Source organism: Pseudoalteromonas sp. MMG005 (genome assembly GCF_018101015.1).
GTDB classification, from domain to species: Bacteria; Pseudomonadota; Gammaproteobacteria; order Enterobacterales; family Alteromonadaceae; genus Pseudoalteromonas; species Pseudoalteromonas aurantia.
This window is the reverse complement of the sequence record NZ_JAGJEK010000006.1, coordinates 17,712-40,100: the sequence shown is the minus strand read 5'-3', so window position 1 is coordinate 40,100 and position 22,389 is coordinate 17,712. Positions and strand designations below refer to the sequence as shown.

General features: G+C 42.6%; 3 protein-coding genes. All 3 read left to right on the top strand.

The window, feature by feature from the left end:
- Positions 1-21 precede the first annotated feature (21 nt).
- From J8M01_RS06090 to J8M01_RS06080, 3 genes are read left to right on the top strand one after another with little or no spacing between them, the layout of a single operon-like run.
- Positions 22-4,554 (top strand): non-ribosomal peptide synthetase, encoded by a 4,533-nt coding sequence (locus J8M01_RS06090; protein WP_211057373.1) that lies wholly within the window; start codon positions 22-24, stop codon positions 4,552-4,554.
- A 3-nt stretch (positions 4,555-4,557) separates the two neighbouring features.
- Positions 4,558-12,432: a non-ribosomal peptide synthetase gene (locus tag J8M01_RS06085; RefSeq protein ID WP_211057372.1), complete on the top strand. Its 7,875-nt coding sequence runs from the start codon at positions 4,558-4,560 to the stop codon at positions 12,430-12,432.
- A gap of 2 nt (positions 12,433-12,434) precedes the next feature.
- Complete coding sequence (locus J8M01_RS06080) at positions 12,435-22,277, top strand: non-ribosomal peptide synthetase (RefSeq protein WP_211057371.1); 9,843 nt, start codon at positions 12,435-12,437, stop codon at positions 22,275-22,277.
- Positions 22,278-22,389 lie beyond the last annotated feature (112 nt).

Sequence of the window (22,389 nt, the reverse complement as noted above, 5' to 3'; positions counted from 1 at the left end):
ATTTTAAGAAAGGATTGATAAATGACTCAGCATATATCACAAGTTGAACTACAAACGCTAAGCCATCGGCAGCTACATGTGTGGCAAGCGCAGCAACTTGATGCTTTAAACCCTGTCTACAATGTCGCGTGTGCGCTGTCTTTTAGTGGCCAAATTGAGCGTGAACAGTTTAACCAAGCGTTAAGGTTACTGATTGATCGCCACCCTGTCATTCATAGCTCAATTTCGCAAGGGGATGATCATCCACAACTTGCAATTAAAAATGGTTTATTCTCGTTCTTAGATGTGCCCAAAGACTTACGTGAGCAACCTCCTACACATATCGCCAAGCAGTTAATTGAACAGACAATTGACATTGAAAAAGAAACCTTTCAATTTTATTTATTGAATGACGATAGCCAGCATATACTTGTGATCAAAGGCCACCATATCAATTGCGATCAATGGTCTTTGCAAGTACTCGTCAGTGACTTATTAGCATGCCTAGAATCGGTATTAGACAACTGTGCGCACGATTTATTGGACGTTCAATACAAATATTCATACCAAGATAAGACCAGTGATGTTGATTTAGACCTATTTCCGGTTGAATTTTTTACACCCGATACAATACCAACTGAACATCATTTCGATGGGGTGTCAACGCGAGTGGAAAGCTGCGAAGGGCTCGACTGGGTAAAAGAATCAGCGAAGCACTATGGTGTAACCGCGTTTAGTGTCGTGCTCGCAAGTACATTTGCCACCTTATATCACATGACAGGTCAAACCGATTTAACCATTGGTATTCCTATGGCAAGACGTACCAGAAAAACACGCTTGCTACTAGGTCATTACTCTGATGTCGAGCCACTTTCTATTTCTGACATAGATACACTCAGTTTGTCTGAACTTGTATTGAAAGTATCTAGTGGGCTCACACAGTTATTACTGAGTCACGAGCCCAACAGTAACGCGGCAAAATACATAAATGTAACCTGTAATTATCTTGCAAAACTCAAAACAAAAGGTATACGCGCAGACATTACGCCACTTATGATTGGTCGTAAAGGTTATCAAACTCAGCTTGGTCAACAGCATGTGATCGTCAAAGGTATTCCGGTCGAACCAAGTATTGCGCAATTTGATATTGAATTCACACACTTTGAAACTTCTGGTGGCTTAGGTCGAAAAATTGTCGCTAATAAAGCAATGTTTGCACCTGAAACCTTGTCGCGATTTGGGGATGTGCAATTTCGGTTTTTACAAGCGCTGCAAAGCCAACAACAAGGCTGTATCGCAAGCTTACCAATTCTGACTCAAGCAGAGAAGAATACGTTACTGAGTCATGGTAATAATGCAGCTGAAAACTACACCGAGATGACTTCTCTTAGCCACACATTCCAGCAACAAGTGAATACTCATCCTGACAATATCGCAATTTTTACTGAGCATACACAACTTAGCTACCGAGAGCTTGAACAACGTTCAAATCAAGTAGCCAACCTTATTAATGCCCGCTTTGAGCATCTCGGGCAGACGCCCGCTCAGGCACACATTGCGCTTTATATGGAGCCGAGCGTTGATATGCTAATTGCCATTTTAGCGATTGTTAAAGTGGGCGCTGTATACATCCCATTGTCTCCGGATCATGCCAGTACTCGTACTGATTTCATTCTACAAGATACTGCACCTGCCCTACTCATCATCGATAGTGAGTTGCACCAAGAAGTTCAGCAAAAAATTGAACTGCTTAATATAACAACGCAATTAATTGAAGTTGATGCAGCTATGGAATGCAGTCAGTGTTTCGCTGAATCTGGGCCACAAAGCCAAGATATTGCCTACATCATATACACCTCGGGAACCACAGGAAAACCAAAAGGCGTCATGCAAACACATCATAACGTCCTTAGGTTGTTCACCTCTACAGCACAGAACTTTCAATTTACTCATTCAGATCGGTGGGTACTTTACCACGCTTATACATTCGACTTTAGCGTCTGGGAGATGTGGGGCGCACTGCTCCATGGGGGGGCCTTATTCATTCCTAAAAAGTCACAGATCAGAGATTTTGCCGCATTTGCTAAAACATGCTCACAACAAAAAATATCGGTATTAAACCAAACACCGAGTGCTTTTTATGAATTTAGCAATCAAGCTATTGAGCAATCGTTAGACTTTAGTGCATTGCGGTTCGTTATTTTTGGCGGTGACAAACTCAACTCTGAAATGCTCCTTCCTTGGTGGCAACACTATGGCGACAATCACCCTTTGCTCATCAACATGTATGGTATTACAGAAACGACCGTGCACGTAACTTACAAAGAGCTCACAGTACACAGCAACACCAAAGCATCCTTTATTGGCCGTCCTATTAGTGATATGACTGCTTATGTACTCAACTCACACATGCAGCAAACCGAGGTCGGTGCTCTAGGTGAACTCTATGTTGGGGGAGCTGGGTTAGCACGTGGGTATTTAAATCGCGATGACCTCTCAACTGAGCGCTTTATCTCAAATCCATTTGCAACTGCTGATGAACAAAGTATTGGCTACAACCGTCTCTATAAAACAGGTGATGTTGTTAGGCAACTGCCACAGGGTGAACTTGAATACATCGGCCGAAATGATGGCCAAGTAAAGATACGCGGGTATCGAATAGAATTGGGAGAAATAGAAAGTATTTTAAGCCAGCATGCAAGTGTTGACCAGGCTGTCGTTATTGATAGACAAGAGCAAGCCTCTAAGTACTTAGCCGCGTATGTTAAAAAATCCGCAAATAAAGAGATATCAACCTCAGAGCTGCGCACATATTTAGTCGCAAACTTGCCTGATTATATGTGCCCAAAAACCATTACAGAGTTAGATGAAATTCCCTTAACTAGTAACGGTAAAATTGACCGTAAAGCACTGCCTTTGCCAACCTTCGAAAGTGATAGTCAATACTGTGAGCCTACATCAGAGCTTGAGCAAATCTTATGTAATGCGTTCGCATCGTTATTGGGTCGAGAGAAAGTCGGCGTCAAAGACGACTTTTTCAATATCGGTGGTGATTCAATTCTCACCATTCAACTTGTCGCGCAACTCAGAAAGCAGTCAATTGAGTTACAAGTGAAAGACATTTTTGAATGTACTTGCGCACAAACATTAGCACTGAGAATAATCGATTTAAAAGAAAACCAACGACATATAGTAACAGAAACAGGTGCGCTAACAGGATCCTTTTCACTCCTTCCGATCCAGTCGTGGTTCTTTAATTTAGCGTTAGAGAATCCAAATTACTGGAACCAATGCTTTAGTGTACTCGTCCCTAAGTCAGTGAGTTATGATGCACTATCACATGCCCTTGAACAGCTAAGTACGCAGCATGATATGCTGCGCTGTCGCTTTGATACTGAAAATCACCTACAGCAATATGTGCTAGAAACTGGTATGGCCGAACTGCTTAGCATTGATACGACTGCGCTCAGTGAAGATACGCTCATTGCACAATTAAATGACTACCAAGCCAACTTTAACTTAACCGACGGTCCCTTGTGGCAAGCCATATTATTAACTGATGACTCACAGACCTTCAATCGTGTTTTCTTTGCTGTACATCATTTACTTATTGACGCTGTCTCATGGCGCATCATTGCGCAAGACTTACAAAGTCTGTTACAAGAACAACCACTCATTGAGAAAAGAAGCAGCTATCGTCAATGGGTAAATGCGATGTCTAACTATGCTCAATTACATGCTGATGAACAGCAGTTTTGGTTGGATACGTTAAGCCATGCCCCACAATTACCAGACAAAGCCCATGAAAAGCAAACTCAATGGCTTGAATTTGATAACCAATTCACTGACCAACTTTTGACGTCAGCGAACAAAGGATTCAACACCAATATCGAAGAATTGTTACTCAGTGCTCTGGCCATAAGTCTTGGCACGTCATTACAACAATCTAGCCCAATTATTACGCTAGAAAGCCACGGCCGAGAGTTATGGTGTGATGACTTAGATATCAACAACACCGTTGGATGGTTTACAAGCTTGTATCCTTTAAAGCTCAATACTGCCACGACTATCAACCAGACCATTATTCAAGTTAAAGAGGCATTAAGAAAAGTGCCTAACAAAGGTGTGGGCTTTGGGGCCCATCATGCTCATAACCCTCAATGGCAGCTTCCCCCTTTGAGCTTTAATTATCTTGGTCAGCTATCAAACGCAACGCAATCTGAGTGGCAAATTGATGGTTCACTGCAAACAAGTACGGTGGATCACCGCAATACCAGTCATTTATTGCTAGACATTAATGCCCTTATTCAAGATAAGAAACTGCGGATCAAAATTGACGCTCAATTACCGCCTGAGACCGCGTTTAATTTTAAAAAGGCGCTTCAAGAAGCAATCAAACGTGTCGTTCAAGTCGCCTTTGAGACAGCGCAAAAAGGCACGGTGACCACTCCCAGTGACTTTGATGTCAAAGGTTTGAGTGTCGATCACCTTACCCAATTAAAGAATAAAGTGATATCAGCAGCACCTAAAGCAAAAACTCCTAAAACAACCAAAAACCAGCAGTTAGAGATCTAAATTATGTTGAACTTATGCCAATTACTAGCAAAGGATAATGTCGCAGTTTGGGCCAATGGCGACAAAGTACAAATAGCACACTCAGATGCTGGCGTGAGCCCGCAGTGGATTGAATGGTTAACAGAAAACAAAAGTACGTTACTACAGTTTTTAAATGATAAACGTATCTTTAATGAATCAGATTTTGAACAAGCTTTAGACAACGAACTTGCTTCTGATAGCGAAATAAAAGGAATTTACCCTGCTAATAGCATGCAAAAAGGGTTTATATATCATCACTTAGTACAACCTGATGATGATGCTTATCGAGTCCAATTAATCATAGATTACAACCAATCTCTCGATTTAGATTTATATAAAGAAGCATGGATCCTTGCCTCTATGCGTTATCCTGCATTGCGCGTGTCATTTGACTGGGAAAATGACATATTACAAGTAATTAAAGGGGGAGCAGGCTTCACTGACGGCCATTTCTCATTCCTTGATTGGTCCAATCAAACGGTTCAACAGCAACAACAACAGCTTGAAGACATTATAAAATCAGATAGGCATACCCCTTTTGATCTCAGTCAATCTGGCTTAATGCGTTTTAAGATAATAAAGCGCGGCGCGCAACACTTTACATTATTAAAAACAGAGCACCATAGTATTAGTGATGGTTGGAGTTTTCCTGTACTACTGCAAACTGTGCACAAGAATTACCAATTACTGTCTCAACAAAAACCTGCAGTTGTCATTGAGGAAACAGCATATGAAGCAACTCAGCGCCATTATGCACAGCAAACACTGACAGATAACACATATTGGAAAACTCAGAAACAGCAATTTGAACATGCAAATGACTTGAATCGCATGTTAAGTACCCATATCGATTTATCTAAGTCAGTGGCTTTGACCAATGCTGGAAGCTGCGAGCTCAAACTGCCTTCGGATTTACACAGTGCACTCAAAAAACTTGCGCAACAGCAAGGTCTCACTCTCAATGTGCTTATGCAATTTGCTTGGCATAAAATTATTCAATTATATTGTCAAGATACACAAACAATTGTGGGCACAACCGTGTCTGGGCGCGAGTTACCGATTGATGAGATCCACTCAAGCGTTGGATTGTATATCAATACATTACCGCTAGCACTGAACTGGTCTCAGTCAAAGTCTATTGGCGACTTACTGACTGAGCTAAAGCACGCTATTGCTCAAATGAACAGCCATAGTGGGGTAGCCTTGTCTGAATTACAAGACCCTGGTTCTCGGCTATTCCACAGCTTATTTGTCTTTGAGAATTACCCCACCCCAACAGGCACTGATGTTTTAGCTTGGTCATTTAATAAAATGATCGAAAAAGTGGACTACCCACTTACAATCAGCGTGGTAGAGCAGCAAGATGTGTTACTACTAAAACTGAGCTTTTGCCAAAGCTGGCTTACTCAAGTTAAAGCTAACCGTATTTTACAACAAATGGAAAAAGTACTGGTTGCGACAACACAAGATTTAAATCAATCACATAACGACATTGTATTTCTAGATGAAGCTGAATCACAACGCCTATTAATTGACCATAACAACACGCCATCAGTAAATTTAAAAACAACGGTTCACCATATGGTGTGGCAAAATGCGCAGCGCTATCCCGACGATATTGCACTGCAAGATGACTCTAATACGTTAACCTATGCACAGCTCGACCAACGTGCTGACACGCTCGCTTCACACATACAAGCTGAACAAGCACGCAGTGACAACCCGAGTCGGTTTATTGGTATTTTTGCAACACGCTCTATTGACATGGTTGTCAGTATGCTTGCTATATTAAAAGCAGGTTATGCCTATGCGCCACTCAACCCAGAGTATCCAGATCAGCGGATCAGCTATATATTGGATGATACACAGTGCACATTGGTATTGACCCAATCTGATTTACAACTGCGTTTTGAACGCCTTAATAAAGCCTTTAGCTGTAATACCGTTCCCATTGACAAAGTGCAGTTGTTTGAGCAATCAAGATGCCAAATTGCCACAACAAGCAGCGTTGATGACGCGTATATTATTTATACCTCTGGCACCACTGGAGAACCAAAAGGCGTGGTCGTACCGCATAGAGCAATTGTCTCACTTGTTGAATCGACTGACGTGATTAATGCGACTCGTGATGACGTATACTTGCATATGTCGAACCCAAATTTTGACGCTGCCACATTTGAAGTATGGGCGCCTCTCGTACAAGGGGCAAAGCTTGTTGTAGCACCTGCCCACTGTGGTGCTGAACCGGATCAAATTGCCACACTTTTACAGAAAAATGCCATCTCCATACTGTGGTTGACCCGAACATTATTCGATTCATTATATGTACAAAAAAATAACATCTATGATGGGTTGAAATGTGTAATTTCTGGCGGCGAAACCTTAACCCCACACATAGTAAAAGACATTATTGCCCGCGATAACCGCCCAACCCGATTAATTAACGCGTATGGGCCAACCGAAAGTACCACCTTTGCAACGTTCTACAATTGCGCTGATTTTACCGGTTCAGTACCCATTGGTCAGCCAATCAACCAACGAAAAGTATATCTATTAGATGATAACCTCACGCCAGTTCCAACAGGCGTTGCTGGTGAACTCTATATCAGTGGAGCTGGCTTAGCCAAGGGCTATCTCAATAAGCCTGAGCTCACTGCTGAGCGCTTCATAGATAACCCTTTTGCAAGTGCATCGGATATCGAAAATGGGTATGACAAGCTATACAAAACTGGTGATCTCGTTCGTTGGACCTTTAGAGGCGAACTTGAGTATATTGGCCGCAACGACCATCAAATTAAGTTGCGCGGTTTCCGCATTGAGTTACCTGAGATTGAAACGGTTCTCACAGATCAAACTGAAATAAAGCAAGGGGTTGTTACTGTTTTCGAACAAGCGGGTAACAAGCAACTACTGGCTTACTTTATTCGCAATGAAAAAGAAGCTTTTTGCGAAGTCCAATTACGTGAAAAACTCGCATTAGCGCTGCCTGACTATATGATACCGACCTATTTCATGGAAGTAGAACACTTACCCATGAATAACAACGGTAAAATTGATTTCAAATCTTTGCCACAGCCGAGTATTACCGCGAGCGATAATTACGTCGAGGCAACAAGTGAACTTGAACAACAGCTTTGTCAGATATGGCAACAAGTACTGGGGATCGAAAAAATCGGCGTTCGAGATGACTTTTTCCGCATCGGCGGAGATTCAATAGTTTCAATTCAATTAGTCAGTGCACTACGCCAAGCTGGGCATGTGCTTCAAGTAAAAGACATCATCGAAGCGCCCACCATTGCTGAGCAAGCTTATTTATTACAAACCCAGCAAAGCCATGAAGTTACTATCATGACAGAGCAAGGGCTACTTGAAGGTGAGTTTGAATTACTCCCGATTCAAAATTGGTTTTTTGACAATTTGCCCCCTAACCCAAACCACTGGAACCAAGCATTCACGCTCAATGTGTCCACGACGTATACGCATCAACACATCCAGCAAGCACTCGCGCAACTCAACCAGCAGCACGACATGCTGCGGTGTACTTTCGAGACAAACTCAAACAACACTGTGCAACGCTATCAAGCAGATCACATGGCACCCACACTCATACATATCAATGCCAGCGATCTCAGCACTGGCGGTGAGGGTATCCATGCGACATTAACCGAATTACAAAGCCAGTTTGATTTACACCAAGGACCTCTTTGGTGTGCCGCATTGATCACCCATGAATCCAGCAAGTATAACCGCTTATTCTTAGCCTTTCATCACAGCATCATCGACGTTGTCTCATGGCGTGTAATTAGTGAAGACTTACAAACATTACTTAAAAATGAAACCTTAGCTGATAAGGGCACAAGTTATCGTCAGTGGGTAAACGCAGTCCAAGATTATGCGACTCACAATCAAGCGCAACTAAAATATTGGCAGCAAGTACAAAGTGACTTCTCGCCTCTCGAAAGTTCGTCCGACGCGCAACAATACACCATCCAATTAGCGCAAAGTGATACCGATAAGTTACTACGTGAAGCAAATACTGGCTTAAATACTGAAATAAACGATTTGTTATTGTCATCATTGGCAATTGCACTCAAAGCCACATTTGGCGAAAGTACAAACCACATTCAACTTGAAGGGCATGGACGAGAGCTTATCGACCCTCAACTTGATGTCAGTAGAACTGTTGGCTGGTTTACAACCACATACCCGGTGCGGTTAGATGTTGCTGATAACACCATTGATACGATTGTGCATACCAAAGAAAACTTACGCCAAATACCTGATAAAGGCATTGGTTTTGGTAGCTTTTGCCTCACACAACAGATGCAAGCGATCACACCACAGGTATGCTTTAACTATCTTGGTCAATTAAACAATAACAGCACAGAAGGTGAGTGGCATTTAAGTGATCAAAACGTCGGTTACGTCATGACACAAGAAAATGCGCAGGCTAACAGCCCATTGCTATTAAACATCAATGGCGCCGTAAGGAATGGTCAATTGGACTTCTCGGTCGTGTCAAAGCTCGATCAGAATCATACCTTAGCGTTTTTAGAACATTTTAAGTCTGCGTTACATCAAGTTATTGATACTGCATGTAAACAAGCACAGATCTGCACCTTGAATACACCGGCTGATTATGGGGTAAAAGATCTCTCTTGGCAGCACTTGCAAAGCCTACAAGCTAAATACGATATTCAAACAATTTACCCTGCGAATAGTCTACAACAAGGCTTTATTTATCATAGTGTCAACTACCCTAACGATGATGCTTACCGTGTTCAGTTGGTTATGGACATAAAACAAACACTGAATGTCGAATTGTTTATTAAAGCTTGGCATTACACCTCACAGCAGTTCCCTATTTTAAGAACTGCTTTCGATTGGCAAGAGACGTTACTGCAAATTGTCACTAAGCAGCCAAGTATTGACCACAATAACTTTGAAGTCATTGATTTAAGTCATTTAGACCGTAACTGTATCGAACGAGAAATAACCCAGCTACAACAGCAGGATCGCCAAATTGGGTTCAATTTACAACAGCCAGGATTGATACGCTTTAAGCTCATTAAGCAACAAGCCAATCATTTCACATTAATCAAAACAGAACATCACAGTATCAACGATGGTTGGAGTGGGCCGATGTTGTTACAAGCGGTGTCGCAACATTACCGACAACTGCTAGATGGCAATATCCCTAACGTAACAGAGCAATTAACCTATTTGAATGCACAGGCATATTACCTAAAGCATGCGGATAGATCACAGTCATTCTGGCAGCAAGAAAAACAACGATTTGGCAATGCCAATGCCATTAACGCATTACTCGATAATACCATCGATTTTAATATTAATCGGACTCTGGAACAGGTTGAGTGCGTTGAACTGCAACTGCAAGGTGAACCGCTGCAGCAATTACAAAGCGTGTGTCAACAACAAGGGGTAACATTAAACGCGGCCTTACAATTTGCATGGCACAAACTCATTGCAATTTATAGTGCAGATGAGCAAACGATTGTTGGTACAACCGTCTCAGGTCGAGAAATTCCAGTACAAGGGATAGAGCAAGCTGTGGGGTTGTTCATCAACACCTTACCTTTGGCAATTGATTGGCCTGCCGATGCCAGCTGTAGAGACATACTCAAACAAATACAAAAGCGTGTTGCGTCACTTAATAGCCACAGCGACGTATCCTTATCTCGCTTACAAAATAATGGAGAACGCTTATTTCATTCTCTATTCGTATTTGAAAACTACCCGGCACCTGAGACAACTGGCGCTTGGCACTTTAGAGAGTCAATCGAAAAAGGGGATTACCCCTTATCCGTTGTTGCACAACAAGAAGGCGATTCACTGTCGTTCAAAATGCACTTCAATCCCAACTGGTTAACCACAGTTAGGGCCAATGACTTACTGAATGAATTAAGTCTGATCTTATCAAAGCTATGTGCAAACCCTGAACAGCCTCATTCTCAGCTTGCTACGCAAACACTCAAACAGCAATCATTACTACAAAGCTGGAATAACACTGAGCGAGCGTTTGATGCCACCTTCGACCTAGCAACATTATTTGAGCAGCATGCCCAAGCAACACCGAATGCCATTGCCATTGCAACCGCTGACGGCGAGACCTTGAGCTATCAAGCTCTCAATCACCGTGCAGATACCCTCGCAGCCTATATTATTGAATCACACCCTGATGCCGACACCTGCTTACCTGCTGATTGTCCCATCGCATTGTATTTTGAACGCAGCGTCAACATGCTCGTTGCCATATTGGCCACTCTTAAAGCCGGTGGCGCTTATGTGCCTGTATCTCCTCAATACCCACACTCTCGTGTTGAGTTTATTTTAGAAGATACACAAACAGCTTTAGTACTCAGTGATACGACACTCTGTGATACTTTGGCACCGATGCTTGACCAAGCTCAGTGTATTAATGTGGACCTGTGTACCGACCCATTGGTCGATATTACCCTGACTCGACCTAATAACCTCGAGCGTTTGGCCTATATCATTTACACCTCTGGGACCACTGGCACACCAAAAGGTGTCATGCTGAGTCAGCGTAATGCACTGTATTACCTTGATGCGTTAACACACGCTCTTGGCAAACAATACCAACGTATCGACTTCTCATCTAACTACTGTTTTGACTTATCTGTTACCACCACTTTATGCCCGCTGTTACACGGACAACAGATCTGCTTATATACCGGTGATATTCTCGATGTCGACGCTTACCGCGACCATATCCGTACGCTTAATGTACAGTTTGTTAAAACCACCCCGAGTTTGGCATTGTCTATTTTCCCTGACAGTGACACTCAAGTTGCAACGCTCATGCTTGGGGGCGAAGCCCTCACTGAGCAAAGTGTACAAACACTCGCCCCCTATTGCGATGCCATCTTTGATGAATACGGCCCAACCGAAGCCACCGTTGGCGCGATGCTCGCGCAAGCCTATCCGCGCCAACATCAGGGCATTGGTAAACCCTACAGTAATGTGCAGTTGCATGTATTATCTGATGCCTTATTACCTGTGCCTATTGGTGCGCCGGGTGAACTCTATATTTCGGGTTGTGGTGTCGCTAAAGGATATTTAAATCGTGACGAGCTCAATCAAGAACGCTTTATTGCTAATCCGTTCTCTCATCAACCTAACCATGCACGACTGTATAAAACCGGTGACTTAGCGCGTTGGTTGAATAACGGCGATATTCAATACTTAGGTCGTAACGATGAGCAGGTTAAAATCAGGGGCTATCGTGTTGAACTCGGTGAGATAAGTGCCGTATTAAGTGCACTTCCTGAACTTAAAAATGCGGTGGTGATTGATGTAGCACACAATGCAGGCCAAGCTTTAGCTGCCTATATCGTGCCGCACAATGCTGACGAAGTAGACATTGTACAATTACGCGTCAATTTATCGCAGCAGCTGCCTGAATATATGGTGCCTAGTAGCTTCACTATAATTGAAAACCTGCCATTAACTGGCAACGGGAAACTCAATAGAGCTGCGCTCCCTACTCCCACCTTCACTGATGAGAACAACTACGTTGCACCTCGTAATGAGCTAGAGCAACAACTATGTGACATCTGGCAGGAGGTTTTGGGAATTGAACAAGTCGGCATTGAAGATAACTTCTTCCGCCTTGGTGGCGACTCAATTACAGCAATCCGTTTAATGAACCAGTGTAACAAAACACTGTCATTATCAATTCCAATTACCGTTTTATTTGAACACAAAACTGTTGCTGCGATTGCTGATAATTGTCATACCCAAGCACAAGGGCCTGATATTGACGTACCCAATAATTCAGATATTGAAGAACAAACAAATAGCATAAGGATATAACTATGTTGTCGCTATTGAATGAGCTAAAGCAGAATAATCTATCAATCTGGTTACAAGATGGTGGTCTTGAGTTATCTTTTGGAAACACCACGCCTGATGCTGCATTGATTGGTAAATTAAAAGCACACAAGCCTCAGCTAATGCAGTTTTTAGAGCATCGGAAGGTGTTTTCTAAGCAGCTGTTTAACCAGCTAACAGAGCTCAATCGTGCACCACTTTCTTTTGCGCAAGAACGCTTATTGTTTATTGAACAACTCGAACAAGGGACCAGCGCCTATCATATTCCATATTTAGTCGCGCTAGATGACCATACTTCTATCGATATATTGCAGCAAGCTATCACGCATGTGGTAACACGTCATGATGCACTCAGAACCGTTTTTAAAAGCGATCAAAACGGCGACTATCAAACCCTAATTGATTACACCCTAGAATTGCAAAGTCGCTTAATAGATAACGAACATGATGCTTTAAACGCTGTAGTACAAGAAGCGATTCATACGCCTTTCGACTTAAATAATGAAGCAAGTATTAGAGTATTAGCTTGGCATACAGACACGAAACAATACTTGCTATTCATTTGGCATCACATTGCTTTTGATGGCTGGTCTACAGAGATATTTATGCGGGATCTACATCAAGCATATTATATGCGTGAAGCCGGTAAAGAAGTGCAACTCCCTGCAGTTGAGTTAACTTACCGCGATTATGCCAATTGGCAAAGAAATCACCTAGAAGGTGAAACGCTTGAGCAATTGCTCGATTACTGGGTATCACAATTTGATGGTGTTGAACAACTGACATTGCACAGCGACTTAAATCGACCTAAAGAGTTTTGTTACCAAGGTGCTGATCACCCAATACAGCTTGGTAAAACTCGTTCAGATAAACTAAAAGATCTCGCGCAGCGCCATGAAACAAGTTTATATGTCGTATTAATCAGCGCATGGGCACTCACTTTAAATAAAGTAAGTAATCAATCTGAAATCATTGTTGGGACTCCATCTGATAATCGCCATTACTCTAAAACTCAAAACTTAGTCGGCTTTCTTGTAAATAGTTTACCACTCAAGATATCTGCAAACCCAGCGTTAAATTGGGTAGAACTTATTAAGCAAACACACCAAACACTCATTGAGGCTAAAAACCATCAAGACTTACCGTTTGATAAGCTGATAGATGCACTCAAATTAACCAGAGATCCCGCACAACACCCTTTATTTCAAGTGATGTTTAGCCTAGAACAGTTCGCCAATAATAGCGAAGATAGTCAACAGTTGTTTGCGCCCGTTCCACAAGAACAAATAAAAGCGCTTCATAAAGTGGCAAAGTTTGATATCAGCTTACTGTTACAAAATGCCGATTCAGGTGTTTTCGGTGATTTAAATTATAGTACTGCGGTATATTCAAAGCCGTTTATCGAGGCCCTTAGTGAGCGGTTTGTGTGCATGCTCGATAAACTATTAGACGATGATACTCAGCCTATTTCTACCGTAGCAGGGCTATTAAATCATGAGCAATCATTACTACAAAGCTGGAATAACACTGAGCGAGCGTTCGATGCTACCTTCGACCTAGCAACATTATTTGAGCAGCATGCCCAAGCAACACCGAATGCCATTGCCATTGCAACCGCTGACGGCGAGACCTTGAGCTATCAAGCCCTCAATCACCGGGCAGATACCCTCGCAGCCTATATTGTTGAATCTCACCCTGATGCCGACACCTGCTTACCTGCTGATTGTCCCATCGCATTGTATTTTGAACGCAGCGTCAATATGCTCGTTGCCATATTGGCCACTCTTAAAGCCGGTGGCGCTTATGTGCCTGTATCTCCTCAATACCCACACTCTCGTGTTGAGTTTATTTTAGAAGATACACAAACAGCTTTAGTACTCAGTGATACGACACTCTGTGATACTTTGGCACCGATGCTTGACCAAGCTCAGTGTATTAATGTGGACCTGTGTACCGACCCATTGGTCGATATTACCCTGACTCGACCTAATAACCTCGAGCGTTTGGCCTATATCATTTACACCTCTGGGACCACTGGCACACCAAAAGGTGTCATGCTGAGTCAGCGTAATGCACTGTATTACCTTGATGCGTTAACACACGCTCTTGGCAAACAATACCAACGTATCGACTTCTCATCTAACTACTGTTTTGACTTATCTGTTACCACCACTTTATGCCCGCTGTTACACGGACAACAGATCTGCTTATATACCGGTGATATTCTCGATGTCGACGCTTACCGCGACCATATCCGTACGCTTAATGTACAGTTTGTTAAAACCACCCCGAGTTTGGCATTGTCTATTTTCCCTGACAGTGACACTCAAGTTGCAACGCTCATGCTTGGGGGCGAAGCCCTCACTGAGCAAAGTGTACAAACACTCGCCCCCTATTGCGATGCCATCTTTGATGAATACGGCCCAACCGAAGCCACCGTTGGCGCGATGCTCGCGCAAGCCTATCCGCGCCAACATCAGGGCATTGGTAAACCCTACAGTAATGTGCAGTTGCATGTATTATCTGATGCCTTATTACCTGTGCCTATTGGTGCGCCGGGTGAACTCTATATTTCGGGTTGTGGTGTCGCTAAAGGATATTTAAATCGTGACGAGCTCAATCAAGAACGCTTTATTGCGAATCCGTTCTCTCATCAACCTAACCATACACGACTGTATAAAACCGGTGACTTAGCGCGTTGGTTGAATAACGGCGATATTCAATACTTAGGTCGTAACGATGAACAGGTTAAAATCAGGGGCTATCGTGTTGAACTCGGTGAGATAAGTGCCGTATTAAGTGCACTTCCTGAACTTAAAAATGCGGTGGTGATTGATGTAGCACACAATGCAGGCCAAGCTTTAGCTGCCTATATCGTGCCGCACAATGCTGACGAAGTAGACATTGCACAATTACGCGTCAGTTTATCGCAGCAGCTGCCTGAATATATGGTGCCTAGTAGCTTCACTATAATTGAAGACCTGCCATTAACTGGCAACGGGAAACTCAATAGAGCTTCGCTCCCTACTCCCACCTTCACTGATGAGAACAACTACGTTGCACCTCGTAATGAGCTAGAGCAACAACTGTGTGACATCTGGCAGGAGGTTTTGGGAATTGAACAAGTCGGCATTGAAGATAACTTCTTCCAAATTGGGGGAGATTCCATTGTCAGTATCCAACTTGTGTCTCAGTTAAGAGAGCAAGATATACAACTGCAAGTAAAAGATATTTTCAATGCACCTACACCAGCACGTCTTGCGTACTTGCTAAAAACAAGTAATACAACCCAGCGTCATATTGATGCTGAACAAGGTATGCTCACTGGCACATTTGAATTGCTCCCCATTCAACACTGGTTTTTCAATAAAAAGTTAGCCAATGAGAATCACTGGAACCAAACTTTTATGTTAGCGCTGCCGCCTTTAGTCAGCTGTGAAACGCTGCATAACGCATTCATTAAACTCGCAGAGCAACATGATATTCTTCGGTGCCAATTTCAAGACTCTGATGAGGGCGTGGTACAACAATATCAAGCGCATTGCTCTGTACCGGATATTATCGAACGAGATATCTCAGAGTTAAACGACGATCAATATCACGCATTAGCCACACAGCTGCAGAGTGAATTCAATTTAAAAACGGGACCATTATGGCAGGTGGCCAAACTGTCTGACACCGCAAACAATACTGATTATCTATTGTGTGCTTTTCATCATCTCATTATCGACTTTGTATCTTGGCGGATCATTATTGAGGACCTCAACACGTTGTTAACGGGTAAAAACCTAGCTAATAACAAAACCAGTAGTTACCGCCAATGGCAAACAGGTCTCAATAACTACCTTACGGAGCATTCTAAGCAGCGCGTGTATTGGCAAAAAATATTAGATCATAATAGCGCACCATTGCAGCCAATTGCATCGCAACAGCAGGTGCAATTAACTTTAAGCCAAACCACATCTAACCTATTTGTTACGCAAGCTAACCATGGCTTTAACACGCAACCTAGAGATCTGATCCTAAGTGCACTTTCTAGCACATTGACCAAATTAACAGGCAATAAAGACAACTTAGTGATGCTGGAAGGACATGGACGTGAAGCCATTGATGACGCGCTAGATGTCTCTCGTACCGTTGGATGGTTTACATCGATTTACCCCGTACTGTTAACAACCCGTGACAGTGAAACACAAACGATTATTGACATAAAAGAGTCGCTAAGTGCAATTCCTGACAACGGCGTTGGTTTTGGTCCATGTTATTTCTCAGAACAACTTACTGGCTCATTACCCACCATTTGCTTTAACTATCTTGGTCAAGTAGGGAGTAACAGCAAACAGAAAAAACCTGACGGTGCATACTTAGTAGATAAGCACTCTGGCAGTGCAATTTCACCAATAAACACCTCTGAATTCGCTCTGGATATCAATGCCGCAGTGATAGCCGATAGTTTAACCATTAACGTCAATAGTCAGCTTAATAATAACCAAACGCAACAATTCCTTGCTGAGTTCGAACAGCAGTTACTGACAACGATTGAACTCTGTTGTGAGCAAGCCAAGCTAGGTAGTACAAACACCCCAAGTGACTATAAGTTAACCAACATATCAATGTCACACTTACAGTCTTTACAGCACCGCTATGCTATTGAAGCCCTCTATCCTGCCAATAATTTACAGCAGGGCTTTGTGCTGCATCAACTGAGCTATCCCGAAGATGTGGCGTATCGAGTTCAATCTCAAATGCAATATTTTGACGAAATTAATCTAGAAAAATATCGTCAAGCTTGGGTTTTGACTTCTATGCGGTACCCCGCATTGCGCACCGCTTATGATTATCAGCAAGCACTTGTGCAAATCATCAGTAAAGAGGCGGGTGTTAATACACACAATTATGACGTCGTTGATTTAACTCATCTCTCGCCAGAGCTACATAACCAAGAAATAGAGAAGTTAGAGTATGAGATGTTACATACCCCATTTGATTTCTCTCAACCTGGGCTATTAAAACTCAAACTAATCAAGCATACCGAGCAACACTACAGACTTTTAAAAACCGAGCATCATAGCATTTGTGATGGCTGGAGTGGTCCAATACTCATGCAATGCGTGCATCAGTATTACAGCGCATTACTGCGTGATGTTGTACCTTCGGTGATACCTGATGAAGCCTACCATTTAGCGCAAGCTCACCTGCGAGATACGCAAACCCAAACGCGTAAATTCTGGCAAAAGAAGACGAAAGAGTTCGTTGCAGCAAATGATTTAAACAGTATGTTTTCCATCACGGTCGACTTGGAGAAATCACGTGTAAATACTACGGCAAACGAGATTAGCACTCGTTTACCCAATCATCACTACGCCGCATTACAGAATATTTGTAGTAAACAAGCGGTGACGCTTAATAGTGCAATTCAATTGGCGTGGCACAAACTCGTGCAAATTTACACACGGGACGAACAAACAATTGTAGGCACTGTCGTTGCCGGCAGAGAAATGCCTGTACCAAATGTTGAGCAAAGTGTTGGTGCCTATATTAATACCCTACCATTGGCGATTAATTGGGATAACAAGCACAGTATTTCTGAACAGCTCACCACTATCCAAAATGCGATTTTAGAATTAAATAGCCACAGTAATATTGGTCTCGCTGAATTACAAAATAACGGCGAACGTTTATTTCATAGTCTGCTTGTATTTGAAAACTATCCCAGCATGGATGATCCGCAAGCGCAGCAACAAGCGAAAAAGTGGCAGTTTTCAGCCAGCGCAGAACGTGTAGAATTTCCGTTAACGCTTGTGGTAAAAGAGACCGAAAGTCTTGATATTACTTTGCAGTATAACCAACAGTGGCTTGCACAATCACAGGCGACAGTATTAATAGATCAATTGTTACTTATTCTTGCTCAGATAGGGCAAAAGCCTAACCTAGAGCATGCACACATTGACATATGCACAGCTGAGCAACAGACTCAGATTTTAGCTGATTGGAATAATACCTTCGCAGAGTTCCCACATGACACCACCGCGCATGAATTAATAACGCACCTTAGTAGACAGTCACAAATGCATGACGCAGTGGTTTGCAATAACGATCGAGTAAGCTATGAAGATTTAGAAATACGCTCTACCCGCTTAGCACACCGCTTAATTGAGGTTAAGCGCGCTCAAGCGATTTCTGATAATGACGACTTCCCAGTTATACTGTTTCATAATAAGCGAATAGACTCGATTGTCGCCATATTAGCGATATTAAAAGCCGGTGGCTGCTATGTGCCTATCTCACCTGATTTTCCCGCACAGCGTGTGCAGTACATCGCAAATGATTGTCAGGCAAAAGTTGCGATAACCCAACACGATACTCAAACTTCTTTACAAAGCTGCTTGGCGGGTGAAAGTCAGACAGTAATAAGCATATTATCTGATACTCACCATGAATCGGAATACACACAATTAACTCCTTTGAGTATACCTAGGGCCCCACACGACCTTGCTTATATAATCTATACATCAGGGACTACTGGTAATCCAAAAGGTGTCGAAATAAGTCATCAAAACCTCGTTTCCTTTGCCACCGATTCAAGCATTATAGACCGCAACCTACTACAAAATGTTGCGAGCTTGTCGAGCATAACCTTTGACGCTTTCATCTTTGACTGCTTTGTAACCCTCTGTAATCAGGGCACAATGCATCTGATTGACCATGGTAACGTTGTTGACCCTGACTTGTTAAGAATCAGATGTATTGAAAACGACATTGATACTTTGTTCATGACAACCGCCTTGTTAAACCGCTTTGCCAGTACCACCTTTTTTGTCGATACCCCATTAAAGCAAATCAATTTTGGTGGTGAACAAGTAGACTTAGATAAAGTGAAGTTAATTCAAGAAATTGCACCTAAGCTCACGATGTACCATGCTTACGGCCCAACAGAAACATCTGTTTACGCCACCATCTGCAAGCTCAGCAGTAATACGTCATCAGCGCCTATTGGTCGTGCGCTTAATAATAAACAAGCCTTGGTGTTATCGCCTGCTGGCAACCTACTACCGCCAGGTGTTGTTGGCGAGTTGTATATAGGCGGCGTTGGCATGGCACGTGGTTATGTAAACAGGCCTGATTTGACTGACTCTGTTTTCTTAATCAATCCATTTGCAACACCGGAACATCTGCAGCGCGGTATGAACCGCATGTATAAAAGTGGTGATTTAGTTAAATGGAGTCAAGATGGGCAGCTAGAATATATTGGCCGAAATGATTTTCAAGTAAAGATTCGCGGCTATCGTATTGAATTAGGCGAAATTGAAAACGCACTACAACAATGTGACAACATCCTCACAGCAACGGTGCAAGTCTTCTCTAATGAGGAGTTTAAACGTATTGTCGCTTATGTCGTGATAGACGACAATGCACCATTTGATGCTGCCGTCATCTCACAACAATTAACGCAAAGAATTCCGAGTTATATGATGCCCTCGGCCATTCAAGCGATTCCCTCATTACCAATGACTGTGAATGGAAAAATTGATAAACGTGCACTCCCTGAACCCAACTTCTCAACTGAAGCATTATTCATTGCACCACGCAATGAAGTAGAACAGACGCTTGCTAAAATTTGGTGCCATTTGCTGGGCCTGGATAAAGTCAGTATTGATGATAATTTTTTCCAAATCGGCGGCGACTCAATTATCAGTATTCAATTGATGTCAGCAATCAAACAAAGTGGCTACCAGCTCACTACAAGAGATATATTTGAGCAGCCAACTATTCGCCAATTAACGCAGCAGATCAATTCGAAAGACCCATGTATTGAAATAGAACGTGAAAAAGGGGTGTTAGAAGGAGAAGCAGGCTTACTGCCAGTTCAAAAGTGGTTCTTTGAACAACAATTCGCAAAGCCAGCGCATTTCAATCAATCTTGTTTGATACAGCTACCCGAACAGACAGACATAACGCGCGTTAATGACGCCATATCATGGTTACATTCTCACCATGATATGTTGCGCGCACAGTATACGTTTGACAACGAAGGGGTCATCCAAAACTACCAAAATTTAGAATGTTGCCCGTCTCCAAGCTTAGAAATTGTGGATGTTACTCACCTTGATGACAACGATGTTCAAACCAAGTTAACCACGATGCAAAGCCAATTTGACTTGCAAAAGGGGCCATTGTGGCGCTGTGCTGTGCTCAATAACCATGTCGATAACACATCTAAACTGTATCTGGCTTTTCACCATTTAATTATTGATGGTATTTCGTGGCGGATCTTAATTGAAGATCTCAGTAAGTTTCTGTTAAATGCGCCTATCTCGGAAAAAACCAGCAGCTATAGACAATGGGCAACGACGTTAGAGCAATACTCTTTTGAGCAACAACAGCCTTATTGGAACGACGTGTGTACAAACATATCTACAGCACCAATTGCACAAGAAGTGGTACGCACACATTTTAGCTTTGATACTCACCTGACGCATAAGCTCCTTAGAGAAGCCCCTAAAGGCTTTAGCACCGAAATTAATGACTTACTGTTAGCAGCCTTATCTTTGGCACTCAATAAAACGTTTGACCAAACATCAAGTCATATTACCTTGGAAGGTCACGGTAGAGAGCAATTAGCAGAAAATATCGATATCTCTCGCACCGTTGGCTGGTTTACCAGCATGTACCCTGTGCGGCTCTCGTCACAACATACAATCGCCGATACCATTATTAATACCAAAGAGATGCTGAGAAATATTCCAGATAAGGGCATTGGGTTTGGTGTGTTAAATTCTAAACAGCTTTTAAATACCAGTGCGCTACCAAACATTAGTTTTAACTATTTAGGCCAATTAGATACGAAGAAATCATCAAAAAGTGAGGGGCTATCCCTGCTGTCCGAGTCCGCCGGTTTGGCCAGTGATCCGCGTAATGTCGATTTAATGGCCTTAATTATCAATGCAGAAGTTCGAGTTGGTCAATTGCAAGTTAGTATTGCCAGTCGACTCAGTGATGCGCAAAGTGACACATTTAAAAACCAATTTAAAACCGCGTTAGAGCAAGTTATCAAGGAAGCATGTGACGCAGCTGCTCAAGGCGGCTTAACCACCTTATCAGATATTGACTCAGTGCTAAGCTATAACCTCGATCAACCCTCTACTCCCTGGTTCTTGCTGCCTCCTGGAGGGGGTGGTGCAGAAAGCTATATCAACTCGCTTGTACCAAAACTACAAGGCCCTTGCCATTGTTTTAACAATATTTATGCCGCACAGACTCAGCAAGGTGGTGAGTTTGCCGTTCAATTTTATGACTTTTCAAGGCTAGCAAGCCAATATGTACAGCACATCAAGCAACTCCAGCCACAAGGTCCATATCGATTATTTGGTTGGAGCTTTGGTGCAACGCTCGCTGTGGAAATCGCGAAACAATTAGAATATGCAGGTGATAAGGTCAGTCATTTGGTGTTTGCAGACCCGTGTTTCAATTACCACATGGTAAATAATGAGATATTCAACACTCACCCGCATTTAGCCGATGTGATACCAGACAAAATTAACTACGAATATACCCCCGCTAACAAGTTAATAACCAACGCTCATACGGTTGTGCTTAAGGCGACCAGCAAAGTGATACCAAACGAAAACGCTGAAGATCGGGATAAGCAGTTATTAGTGGAGCATTTACTTAATTACTACTTAACAGTCCCTGATAGCTTTTTGAATGAAGTCGTCGACACTTCACAGCCGAGTATTTTGACTTTGAAATCCAATCATAATGATTGGATAAAAAATCCAGAGGACATCATACAAGTTACAACACTTTTAAACACACTCGCCTCTTAACAGGGCAACAGGACATTAATACAACAAACATGGTGGGATGGCTAGCATTTCAAGTTTTAAGAAGGTTAGTTATTCCACACCACAGTATTTAATTTGTTGTATTTATTTTTAA

Bases quoted from the DNA above. Each gene is read 5' to 3' on its own strand.
- J8M01_RS06090 (WP_211057373.1), top strand. From the start codon at position 22: ATGACTCAGCATATATCACAAGTTGAACTACAAACGCTAAGCCATCGG.
- J8M01_RS06085 (WP_211057372.1), top strand. From the start codon at position 4,558: ATGTTGAACTTATGCCAATTACTAGCAAAGGATAATGTCGCAGTTTGG.
- J8M01_RS06080 (WP_211057371.1), top strand. From the start codon at position 12,435: ATGTTGTCGCTATTGAATGAGCTAAAGCAGAATAATCTATCAATCTGG.